The 11,360-nt window shown below is 55.7% G+C and carries 11 protein-coding genes and 1 tRNA gene; 8 read left to right on the forward strand and 4 right to left on the reverse strand.

Translation table 11 applies throughout. The features are described 5' to 3' along the window. The first annotated feature begins 48 nt into the window (after window positions 1-48). Window positions 49-124: transfer RNA gene (locus tag GJV78_RS15030), tRNA-Trp, on the forward strand. 102 nt (window positions 125-226) lie between these two features. Here the strand turns inward: GJV78_RS15030 and hdfR are convergent. Further along, window positions 227-1,060, reverse strand: a complete 834-nt coding sequence (gene hdfR, locus GJV78_RS15035; RefSeq protein ID WP_167519586.1) for an HTH-type transcriptional regulator HdfR — start codon at window positions 1,058-1,060, stop codon at window positions 227-229. A gap of 118 nt (window positions 1,061-1,178) precedes the next feature. On the opposite strand from hdfR, the gene maoP reads away from it, so the two are divergent. Next, window positions 1,179-1,517 carry a macrodomain Ori organization protein MaoP gene (gene maoP / locus GJV78_RS15040; protein ID WP_155109085.1) on the forward strand — a complete coding sequence of 113 codons (339 nt, stop codon included), beginning with the start codon at window positions 1,179-1,181 and terminating at the stop codon, window positions 1,515-1,517. 21 nt (window positions 1,518-1,538) lie between these two features. Here the strand turns inward: maoP and GJV78_RS15045 are convergent, their stop codons facing one another. Continuing rightward, window positions 1,539-3,059 carry a YifB family Mg chelatase-like AAA ATPase gene (locus GJV78_RS15045; protein ID WP_155109086.1) on the reverse strand — a complete coding sequence of 507 codons (1,521 nt, stop codon included), beginning with the start codon at window positions 3,057-3,059 and terminating at the stop codon, window positions 1,539-1,541. A gap of 350 nt (window positions 3,060-3,409) precedes the next feature. Here GJV78_RS15045 and ilvL point away from each other — a divergent pair, with 350 nt between their 5' ends. The 6 genes from ilvL (at window position 3,410) to ilvA (ending at window position 9,962) form a co-directional block, all read left to right on the forward strand. Continuing rightward, on the forward strand, window positions 3,410-3,508 hold the full coding sequence (ilvL, locus tag GJV78_RS15050; protein WP_155109163.1) for an ilv operon leader peptide: 99 nt from the start codon (window positions 3,410-3,412) through the stop codon (window positions 3,506-3,508). 139 nt (window positions 3,509-3,647) lie between these two features. After that, entirely contained in the window at window positions 3,648-5,294 is a 1,647-nt protein-coding gene (gene ilvG, locus GJV78_RS15055; RefSeq protein ID WP_155109087.1) for an acetolactate synthase 2 catalytic subunit, read from the forward strand. Then, window positions 5,291-5,554 (forward strand): acetolactate synthase 2 small subunit, encoded by a 264-nt coding sequence (ilvM, locus tag GJV78_RS15060; protein WP_155109088.1) that lies wholly within the window; start codon window positions 5,291-5,293, stop codon window positions 5,552-5,554. The genes ilvG and ilvM overlap by 4 nt, the downstream gene beginning before the upstream one ends. An 18-nt stretch (window positions 5,555-5,572) precedes the next feature. Then, complete coding sequence (ilvE, locus tag GJV78_RS15065) at window positions 5,573-6,502, forward strand: branched-chain-amino-acid transaminase (RefSeq protein ID WP_155109089.1); 930 nt, start codon at window positions 5,573-5,575, stop codon at window positions 6,500-6,502. 62 nt (window positions 6,503-6,564) lie between these two features. Continuing rightward, complete coding sequence (ilvD, locus tag GJV78_RS15070) at window positions 6,565-8,415, forward strand: dihydroxy-acid dehydratase (RefSeq protein ID WP_155109090.1); 1,851 nt, start codon at window positions 6,565-6,567, stop codon at window positions 8,413-8,415. A gap of 2 nt (window positions 8,416-8,417) precedes the next feature. Beyond that, window positions 8,418-9,962: a threonine ammonia-lyase, biosynthetic gene (ilvA, locus tag GJV78_RS15075; RefSeq protein WP_155109091.1), complete on the forward strand. Its 1,545-nt coding sequence runs from the start codon at window positions 8,418-8,420 to the stop codon at window positions 9,960-9,962. A 54-nt stretch (window positions 9,963-10,016) separates the two neighbouring features. Here the strand turns inward: ilvA and GJV78_RS15080 are convergent, their stop codons facing one another. Both GJV78_RS15080 and ilvY read right to left on the reverse strand, forming a co-directional pair. Beyond that, complete coding sequence (locus tag GJV78_RS15080) at window positions 10,017-10,403, reverse strand: hypothetical protein (protein ID WP_155109092.1); 387 nt, start codon at window positions 10,401-10,403, stop codon at window positions 10,017-10,019. 31 nt (window positions 10,404-10,434) lie between these two features. Continuing rightward, window positions 10,435-11,328 (reverse strand): HTH-type transcriptional activator IlvY, encoded by an 894-nt coding sequence (gene ilvY, locus GJV78_RS15085; RefSeq protein ID WP_167519587.1) that lies wholly within the window; start codon window positions 11,326-11,328, stop codon window positions 10,435-10,437. Between the last annotated feature and the right edge of the window lie 32 nt (window positions 11,329-11,360).

Below are 11,360 nucleotides of genomic sequence, written 5' to 3' on the forward strand. Positions count from 1 at the left end.
ACGCAGGGGGTCGCGGGTTCGAGTCCCGTCCGTTCCGCCACCCTAATTAGGGGCGTAGTTCAATTGGTAGAGCACCGGTCTCCAAAACCGGGTGTTGGGAGTTCGAGTCTCTCCGCCCCTGCCAGAAAATAATCCTTAGCTAACGCTAAGGATTTTTTTTATCCAAAATCTCCGTTAACCCTCCTTTATCTTCTCGTAGGCTTCCATGCCTGGTCGCCGCCACCGATTAGTCATTTAAAATGGTGGTCGTTAAAAGATCGTGGATAAGCGCCTGTTTGTCGCTATTTTGCAGCCATATCGCATACAAGGGCCGTGAGAGCGTAGTGCTGTCAGCAACGGTATGCAGTCCCCCCTTCTCCCTGGCCCAGCAGACAGGAAGCCAGCTGCATCCCTTAAGCGCTGCAAGCTGCTGTCGGGCCAGTTCTGCTGAGCTGGTTGTCAGTACAGGTACTTCATCGGCAGCAATTAATCCGACTTCATGCTGTTGAAAATCTGGCCCCCAGTCCAGACGTAGATAGTTCAGTTCGTTTTTTAGGGTTGATGGCTTACTGCAATAAAGCGCTAATGTGAAATGTCCCAACAGCTGGCTGCTGAACTCATCCATTTTAGGTGCTTCGGTGGTGATCAAAAGGTCGAGCTGGCGTTCATGAAGCTGTTTTACCAGCGATTGACGCTGGGCTATCCGGGCCTCGAACTGCAGGCCGGTTTGCGTTTCTTGTTTCTGATACAGGCGCTCCAGCCAGCCGTTGAGCATACACTCCCATAGTGAGGCGCTGGCACCAATAGAGAACTCGTTATGCCGCGAGGAGTGCGCAACTTCCTTTCGTGCCGCCTGCCAGGTATTCATCAGCGTTTCCGCATAGGGTAAAAGCTTTTCGCCAGCGGTGGTTAAGCGAATATTATTTCTGTGACGGGTAAAAAGGTTAACACCCAGCTGATTTTCCAGTTGTCTGATGCGAAAACTCACCGCTGACTGGGTCAGATAGAGCGCTTCAGCGGCCCGGCCAAAATGGCGTGTTCTACTAACTTCCAGGAAAGTTTTTAGCAATTCCGTATCCACATGGCTCTCCGCAAAATTATTTGTCGTTATGATTTAAATGTTTTGTTTGACGCTCTGTCAAGCGTAACTAATACTCCGCGCCATAAACAGCTTGGCCAAAGAATTAGGAGCGTGCAGGATGGCGGAAAGCTTTACGACGACTAATCGTTATTTCGACAATAAACATTATCCACGCGGATTCTCTCGTCATGGTGATTTCACTATTAAAGAGGCGCAGCTACTTGAGCGTTATGGTTATGCCTTTAATGAGCTGGATCTGGGAAAACGTGAACCGATCACTGAAGAAGAGAAGCTCTTTGTCGCCGTCTGCCGCGGCGAGCGTGAGCCGGTAACGGAAGCAGAGCGCGTCTGGTCTAAGTATATGACGCGAATTAAACGGCCGAAGCGTTTTCACACGCTTTCCGGCGGCAAGCCGCAGATGGAAGGTGCCGAAGAGTACACCGAGTCTGATGATTAAAAAAAGGGCGTAAGCCCTTTTTTACATCAGCGCTTTTTGTAAATGGATCAGTAACCGGTCGATAGCACGATAGCTAACCGCCTCCTGAAGATGCTGACGTGTAATCTGCCTGGCGTGGCCGAGATCCGCTATCGTTCGGGCAACCTTAAGCAGGCGTTGCCAGGCGCGTATGGAAAGCCCCAGCTGGATAAGCGACTCTTCAAGCCATTGCACATCCTCTTCTGCCAGCTGGCAATACCGGCGTATTTCCCGATTATCCAGATGGGTGTTCAGCTTCCCCTGCCGAGAATACTGACGCTCCCTGGCGTCTGTAACGCGGCTTTTAACGGCCGCGCTGCTCTCCCCCTTAGCGCTGGCCTGGCTGAGTATTCCGGGCGGCGGCAGGGGGATTTCCAGCGACAGATCAAAGCGATCGAGGAAAGGGCCGGACAGCCTGCTGAGGTAGCGTAACGTCTGTTCTGGCGAGCAGCGGTTATGGTTGCCCTGATAGTGTCCCGTCGGGCTGGGATTCATCGCAGCTATCAGCTGAAAGCGCGCGGGATAGGCGATTTTAGCCCGGGAGCGTGAAATATGAATCTGGCCGGATTCAATGGGTTCTCGCAGCGCATCCAGCGTCCGACGTTCAAACTCCGGCAGCTCATCGAGAAATAAAATGCCGTTATGTGCCAGGGATATTTCACCAGGCAAAGGCATCGAGCCGCCGCCAACCATTGCGGCTAATGATGCGCTGTGGTGGGGGGAGCGAAAGGGGCGTTGCTTCCACTGTGTGGATACACATCCGCAGGTCACCAGGCTGAGAATAGCCGCGCTTTCCAGCGCTTCCTCATCGCTAAGCGGCGGCAGCAGGCCCCTAAGGCGGCTGGCGAGCATAGTTTTTCCCGTACCGGGTGGCCCAATTAACAGCAGGTTATGTCCTCCAGCCGCCGCGATCTCCAGGCTACGTTTTCCTTGTTCCTGGCCGATAATATCGCTGAGATCGTCGCATGGGGCGTGGTAAAGCGCTTTCCTGGCACAGGGGCGGGCCAGATCGTGTTTTCCTTCAAGGAAAGCACAAACGGCCTGCAGATGAGGGGCGATCAGGCATCCTTCGGCGCTTATTAATCCAACCTCAGATTCATTTTCCTGAGCGACGATAATTCCTCTGCCTGCCTGCAGTGCCTCCGTCGCGCTGGATATGACGCCTGGCACGCTGCGTAGCGCGCCTGTCAGCGCCAGTTCGCCCACCAGTTCGTAGTCGGCAAGCCTATCGGTTTTAAGCTGCTCCGACGCGGCCAGCAGCGCGACAGCGATAGGTAAATCATATCTCCCGCCCTCCTTAGGCAAATCTGCTGGCGCAAGATTTATGGTGATTTTCTTTGCCGGAAAGTCGTATCCGCTGTTAATGATTGCGCTGCGTACTCGATCCCGCGCCTCTTTTACGGTGGTTTCCGGTAGACCGACCATGGTCAGCCCCGGTAAACCGTTGCTGATATGAACTTCAATAGTAATTGGTGGCGCATTAATGCCAAGCGCCGCACGTGTATGAACAATTGCCAGCGACATAGCTCCTCCTCAAACCGCCATTATGTAGCGCTTATTACCCTTATCATTATCTGTTTTTTGTGAAATTAGACGCCTGTTCACTGCTTTTTACTTAACAACTATCGAACAACACGCTCGCTGGAAGGCGGCACGCATTTTCTGCGTCTGAGGAGGAATGAGTGAGCGAAAAACCGCTTTCAGGTTCCGGGAAGAAATATTTTTTTTCCTTCTTTTTACTATAAAAAACAATGGTTTTTATTTTGTTTTTCGCTGGTTTCAGAAAATTTAGCGTAAAAAAATATTGTGCTATCGATAAAAACTATGATAACTCTTTAGGCATTCCTTCGAGCAAGATACAAGAAAAGACGAAAATGACAGCCCTTCTACGAGTGATTAGCCTGGTCGTGATTAGCGTGGTGGTGATTATTATCCCACCGTGCGGGGCTGCACCTGGAAGAGTAAATACTTAGAAATCAAGTTATTGCCAACCAAGACCCCCGCACCGAAAGGTCCGGGGGTTTTTTTTGACCTTAAAAATACATCAGGCGATCGGAAAATTAATTTCAGCATAAAATTCTGTTTGCCAGCGATCATGACGGGGAAGTAACTATGAATGGAGCGCAGTGGGTCGTACATACTTTGCGGGCACGGGGTGTTGACATCGTTTTCGGCTATCCTGGTGGCGCAATTATGCCCGTCTATGATGCGCTGTACGATGGTGGCGTGGAGCACCTGCTGTGTCGTCACGAGCAGGGGGCGGTAATGGCTGCGATCGGCTATGCCCGTGCAACAGGTAAAACCGGGGTATGTATCGCCACCTCCGGTCCCGGAGCCACCAATCTGCTCACTGGCCTTGCCGATGCACTGCTGGATTCCGTCCCCGTTGTGGCTATCACCGGTCAGGTTGCCGCTCCGCTTATTGGCAGTGATGCGTTTCAGGAAGTAGACGTATTAGGACTCTCGCTGGCCTGCACTAAACATAGCTTTCTGGTGCCGTCGCTGGATGAGTTGCCGCGCATTATGGCTGAAGCTTTTGATGTGGCGAACAGTGGCCGCCCAGGCCCGGTACTGATTGATATTCCAAAAGATATCCAGCTGGCCTGCGGTGAGCTGGAGCCGTGGTTTACCACGGTGGAAAACGAGGCATCTTTCCCGTATGCAGAGATTGAGCAGGCGCAACAAATGCTGGCGCGGGCGCAAAAGCCGATGCTGTACATAGGCGGTGGCGTCGGAATAGCGCAGGCGGTTCCGGCACTGCGCGAATTTCTCCGGGAGACGCAGATGCCGGTGGCCTGCACCCTGAAAGGGCTGGGGGCGGTAAGTGCCGACCACGCATACTATCTTGGCATGCTGGGGATGCACGGTACTAAAGCGGCAAACTTTGCGGTACAGGAGTGCGATCTACTGATCGCTGTCGGCGCGCGTTTTGATGACCGGGTGACCGGCAGGCTGGATACCTTTGCGCCGGAGGCCAGCGTAATCCATATAGATATCGACCCGGCGGAAATGAATAAGCTGCGTCAGGCGCACGTGGCCCTGCAGGGCGATCTCAACGGACTGTTGCCAGCGCTGCAGCAGCCGATCGATATCGACCCGTGGCGGCAGCGCTGCGCGGGGCTGCGCGCTGCCCATGCGTGGCACTACGACTTTCCAGGTGAAACGATCTATGCACCGCTGTTGTTAAAACAGCTCTCCGATCGTAAGCCAGCCAACTGCGTGATAACCACCGACGTCGGCCAGCATCAGATGTGGTCGGCACAGCATATGGCCCATACACTTCCGGAAAATTTTATTACCTCCAGCGGCCTTGGCACGATGGGGTTTGGTTTACCGGCCGCGGTGGGCGCGCAGGTGGCGCGACCGGACGATATGGTGATCTGTATCTCCGGCGACGGCTCTTTCATGATGAACGTGCAGGAGCTGGGCACCGTAAAACGCAGGCAGCTGCCGTTGAAGATCGTACTGCTTGATAATCAGCGGTTAGGGATGGTGCGGCAGTGGCAGCAGCTGTTTTTTCAGGAGCGCTATAGCGAAACCATTCTTAGTGATAACCCCGATTTCCTTATGTTAGCCAGCGCTTTTGGTATTCCTGGCCAACACATCACCCGTAAAGACCAGGTTGAAGACGCGCTCGACGCCATGCTGAACAGCGATGGTCCCTACCTGCTTCATGTCTCAATTGACGCGCTTGAGAACGTCTGGCCTCTGGTGCCTCCGGGCGCCAGCAACTCAGAAATGCTGGAGAAATTATCATGATACAACATCAGGTTAACGTGGCGGCCCGCTATAACCCCGAGACATTAGAACGTGTTTTACGTGTGGTGCGTCATCGCGGTTTTCAGGTGTGTTCAATCAATATGGAAACGACCAGCGATGCACAGAACATAAATATCGAATTGACCGTTGCCAGCCCCCGACCGGTCGAATTACTGTTTAGCCAGTTAAAAAAGCTGGTGGATGTTGCGCATGTTGCTATCCGCCAGAACACAACCACATCACAACAGATCCGCGCCTGAGCGCAAAAGGGAAAAAAAATGTCGACAAAAAAAGCTGATTACATTTGGTTCAATGGCGAGATGGTTCGTTGGGAAGACGCAACGGTGCACGTCATGTCCCACGCGCTGCACTATGGCACGTCGGTATTTGAAGGTATCCGCTGCTATGACTCGCATAAAGGGCCGGTGGTGTTCCGTCATCGGGAACATATGCAGCGACTGCATGACTCAGCCAAAATTTATCGTTTCCCGGTTTCCCAAAGCGTTGATCAATTGATGGACGCCTGCCGGGCGGTGATCCGTAAGAACAACCTGACCAGCGCCTATATCCGCCCGCTGGTGTTTGTTGGCGACGTCGGCATGGGCGTTAACCCACCTGAGGGGTACACCACCGATGTGATCATCGCCGCGTTCCCCTGGGGGGCTTACCTGGGCGCGGAAGCGCTGGAGCAGGGGATCGATGCGATGGTTTCTTCCTGGAATCGCGCCGCGCCGAACACTATCCCGACGGCGGCAAAAGCGGGCGGCAATTACCTTTCCTCTCTGCTGGTTGGCAGTGAAGCGCGCCGTCACGGCTACCAGGAGGGCATCGCCCTGGACGTAAACGGTTATATCTCCGAAGGCGCGGGCGAAAACCTGTTTGAAGTGAAGGACGGCATCCTGTTTACTCCGCCGTTTACCTCTTCGGCGCTGCCAGGCATCACCCGCGACGCGATCATTAAGCTGGCGAAAGATCTGGATATTGAGATCCGCGAACAGGTGCTGTCCCGCGAATCGCTGTATCTGGCGGACGAGGTGTTCATGTCCGGCACCGCGGCGGAGATAACGCCGGTTCGCAGCGTGGACGGCATTCAGGTGGGTGAAGGGCGCTGCGGTCCGGTGACCAGGCGCATTCAGCAAGCCTTCTTTGGCCTGTTTACCGGCGAAACGGAAGATAAATGGGGCTGGTTGGATCAGGTCAATCGCTAATTAAAAAATGGGACGGTATGCACCGTCCCATTTGATAAATAAAAATAGGGAGTGAAAAGAGCATGCCTAAGTACCGTTCCGCCACCACCACTCACGGCCGCAACATGGCGGGCGCTCGCGCCCTGTGGCGCGCTACAGGAATGACCGACGCCGATTTTGGCAAGCCGATTATTGCGGTTGTGAACTCATTTACCCAGTTCGTGCCGGGCCACGTTCATCTGCGTGACCTCGGCAAGCTGGTCGCCGGACAAATCGAAGCTGCCGGCGGCGTCGCCAAAGAGTTCAACACCATTGCCGTGGATGACGGAATCGCGATGGGCCACGGCGGGATGCTGTATTCACTGCCGTCTCGCGAGCTGATTGCCGACTCGGTGGAGTATATGGTGAACGCCCACTGCGCCGATGCGATGGTCTGTATTTCCAACTGCGACAAAATCACCCCGGGAATGCTGATGGCCTCTCTGCGCCTGAACATTCCGGTGATTTTCGTTTCCGGCGGACCAATGGAAGCCGGGAAGACCAAACTGTCGGATCGGATCATCAAGCTGGATCTGGTTGACGCAATGATTCAGGGGGCGGATCCAACGGTTTCGGACGAGCAGAGCAACCAGGTTGAGCGTTCCGCCTGCCCCACCTGCGGCTCCTGTTCTGGTATGTTCACCGCCAACTCCATGAACTGCCTGACCGAGGCGCTGGGGCTTTCGCAGCCGGGCAACGGCTCGCTGCTGGCGACCCATGCCGATCGGAAGCAGCTGTTCCTCAACGCCGGCAGCCGCATCGTGGAACTGACTAAACGCTATTACGAGCAGAATGATGAAAGCGCCCTGCCGCGCAATATCGCCAACAAGGCGGCGTTTGAAAATGCGATGACGCTGGATATTGCTATGGGCGGGTCCACCAATACCGTGCTGCATCTGCTGGCGGCGGCGCAGGAAGCGGAAATCGACTTCACCATGAGCGATATTGATAAGCTTTCCCGTAGGGTGCCGCAGCTGTGCAAGGTTGCGCCGAGCACGCAGAAATATCATATGGAAGACGTGCACCGGGCGGGCGGCGTGCTGGGGATCCTCGGCGAGCTGGATCGCGCCGGGCTGCTGAATCGCGACGTTAAAAACGTGCTGGGCCTGACGCTGCCGCAGACCCTCGAACAGTATGACGTGATGGTCACCCGGGATGAGGCGGTAAAAACCCTGTTCCGCGCCGGTCCGGCGGGCGTGCGTACGACCCAGGCCTTTTCGCAGGAGTGCCGCTGGGATTCGCTGGATGACGATCGCGCCGAAGGCTGTATTCGCTCGCTGGAGCACGCCTACAGCAAAGACGGCGGGCTGGCGGTGCTGTACGGCAATTTTGCTGAAAACGGCTGCATTGTGAAAACCGCAGGCGTTGATGAAAGTATTCTGCGATTTACCGGCCCGGCAAAGGTCTATGAGAGCCAGGACGATGCGGTAGAGGCTATCCTCGGCGGTAAGGTTGTGGCGGGGGATGTGGTGGTGATCCGCTATGAAGGGCCGAAGGGCGGTCCGGGTATGCAGGAGATGCTTTATCCGACCAGCTTCCTGAAATCGATGGGGCTGGGTAAAGCCTGTGCGCTGATCACCGACGGCCGCTTCTCCGGCGGAACCTCCGGGCTGTCTATTGGCCATGTTTCTCCGGAAGCGGCCAGCGGCGGGAATATTGCGATCATTGAAGATGGCGACATTATCGCTATTGATATCCCCAATCGCGGTATCCACCTGCAGCTGAGCGATGCGGAAATTGCCGCCCGTCGCGAACTGCAGGAGGCCCGCGGTGACAAAGCCTGGACGCCGAAAGATCGACAGCGCCCGGTCTCGTTAGCCCTGCGTGCCTACGCCAGTCTGGCGACCAGCGCAGACAAAGGCGCGGTCCGCGATAAATCAAAGCTGGGAGGTTAAGAATGGCCGAATCACAGCCTCTTTCGGCGACTCCGGAGGGGGCGGAGTATCTCCGCGCCGTACTGCGTGCACCGGTATATGAGGCCGCACAGGTAACCCCGCTGCAGAAAATGGAGAAGCTCTCTTCGCGGCTCGATAATACCATCCTTGTCAAGCGCGAGGATCGGCAGCCGGTTCACAGCTTCAAGCTGCGCGGCGCTTACGCCATGATGTCCGCGCTGACAGAAGAGCAAAGAGCGCGCGGCGTGGTCACCGCATCGGCGGGCAACCATGCCCAGGGCGTCGCGTTCTCATCGTCACGCCTCGGCGTAAAGGCGCTGATCGTCATGCCGCTGACCACCGCTGATATTAAAGTGGATGCGGTGCGCGGCTTTGGCGGTGAGGTGCTGCTGCACGGGGCTAACTTTGACGAAGCCAAGGCGAAAGCGATTGCGCTGTCGCAGCAGCAGGGCTTCACCTGGGTGCCGCCGTTCGATCATCCAATGGTCATTGCCGGACAGGGAACGCTGGCCCTGGAGCTGCTCCAGCAGGACGCTCATCTGGACCGGGTGTTTGTGCCGGTTGGCGGCGGCGGGCTGGCGGCCGGTGTGGCGGTGCTGATCAAGCAACTGATGCCGCAAATTAAAGTTATTGCGGTTGAAGCTGAAGATTCCGCATGTCTGAAAGCCGCTCTGGAGGCGGGTCATCCGGTTGATTTACCCCGCGTCGGGCTATTTGCCGAAGGGGTGGCGGTTAAACGCATCGGCGATGAAACCTTCCGTCTGTGCCAGGAGCATCTCGACGATATTATTACTGTCGATAGCGATGCGATCTGTGCGGCGATGAAGGACCTGTTCGAAGATGTACGTGCGGTGGCGGAGCCTTCCGGGGCGCTGGCGCTGGCGGGGATGAAAAAATACGTCGCTCAGCACGCTATTCGCGGCGAACGCCTGGCGCATGTGCTCTCCGGGGCAAACGTCAATTTCCACGGTCTGCGCTACGTTTCTGAACGCTGCGAGCTGGGGGAACAGCGCGAAGCGCTGCTGGCGGTCACCATTCCGGAAGAGAAGGGTAGCTTCCTCAAGTTCTGCCAACTGCTGGGCGGTCGTTCGGTGACCGAATTTAACTACCGCTTCGCCGATGCGAGAAATGCCTGCATTTTTGTCGGCGTGCGCCTGAGCCGCGGTCTGGAAGAGCGTAAAGAGATCCTCAACCTGCTGCATGAAGGTGGCTACAGCGTGGTGGATCTTTCCGACGATGAAATGGCCAAGCTCCATGTGCGCTATATGGTCGGCGGTCGTCCGTCGCAGCCGCTACAGGAGCGTTTGTTTAGCTTCGAGTTTCCGGAATCACCCGGTGCCCTACTGAAGTTCCTGCATACGCTGGGCACCCACTGGAATATCTCTCTGTTCCACTATCGCAGCCACGGTACCGACTATGGCCGCGTGCTGGCGGCGTTTGAGCTGGGCGAACACGAGCCGGATTTTGAGACGCGGTTAAAAGAGTTGGGTTATGAGTGTCATGACGAGACGAATAACCCGGCATTTCGGTTTTTTCTGGCAGGTTAGTGATTATGATGACCGGAACTTACTCTTTGTACTTTCCGGCCATCGTTTGCCACGCTATTTCATAATCGTGTTGCGCACGTACCGATCGAGCCGATCGGATTCATAAAAAGCTATGCATTGTGCCAGCACGTTGTTCGCCTTTCCGCTTTCATTCTTCAGCGACATGGTCAGCTTGTCGAAGTCTTTAGTTTCTCGCTCAATGTAGCGCAGAAACGATTCCCACAGTCCGGCGTTAGCCAGCGCGTAGCCCTCTACCAGAAAAGAGGCGTCATGGTTGAAGGCCATAAAAGTCCCCTCAGGCGTCAGCGCGCGATAGTGAATATTGAGACACTTTTGCAACGCCATGTATTTGACGTCCTGAATGGTAATGTTTTTCGGCTTTGCCTGGGTGGTGCAGCATACCAGGACGAGGATAGCTATCGCCCAGCGTTTTATCGGCATTTTATTACTCCTTGTATTGGGTTATTTTCCATTAAAAAATGGCCGGCAGAATTTTCCAGAACGCATCAATGAGCGGTTCGTGCAGCCGCTTTTTCTGCGCGCAGACGCCCAGTTCAAACGGCGTTTTTTCATCGCTACGCTCTAAGATCATTACGCGGTTGCGCACCGGCTCCGGGCTGTTTTCCAGCACCACCTCAGGAAGCAGCGCCACGCCGCAGCCGAGCGCCACCATAGAGACCATCGCCTCATGGCCGCTAACCGTAGCATAAATTGACGGGTTGCTGATTTTATGGCGGCGAAACCACAGTTCAATGCGCCGCCGCACCGGCCCCTGGTCGGCCATAATAAACGGCACCGTCGACCAGTTGGGCTTCTCTGTTGAGACCTGATTACGCACCGGGCAGGGTAACGCTGGCGCGATCAGCACCACCGCCAGATTTTCCAGCATTGAAAAGGCCACCGCGCCGGGCAGGGTTTCCGGTTTGCCGGCAATGGCCAGATCCGCCTCGCCGGTGACGACCTTCTCCATCGCGTCGGCGGCGTCGCCGGTCGTGAGCTTGATCTCCACCGACGGATGTTCAGCGCGAAAGCGGTCGAGAATCGGCGGCAAATGGCTGTAGGCGGCGGTGACCGAACAGAAGATATGTAATTCGCCGGAGAGGGACGGCCCCTGCTGGTCAATAGCGTGGCGCAGCTGCTGATACTGCAGCAGCGTCTGCTGAGCGAAGATGCGCAGCTCCTCTCCCGCTTCGGTGAGGGTGACGGTGCGGTTATCGCGCACGAACAGCGGCTGGCCGAGATCTTCCTCCAGCCGCTGGATCTGGCGGGAGAGGGTGGAGGGGCTGACGTGTATCGCCCTGGCGCTGCGGCCAAAATGGCGGCTCTCCGCCAGATGCAGGAAGGTTTTCAGATCGCGTAAATCCACAGGCCGCATCCCTTAATTTTAAATTGCACAAA

It is taken from the genome of Intestinirhabdus alba (assembly GCF_009711095.1).
Lineage (GTDB): Bacteria > Pseudomonadota > Gammaproteobacteria > Enterobacterales > Enterobacteriaceae > Intestinirhabdus > Intestinirhabdus alba.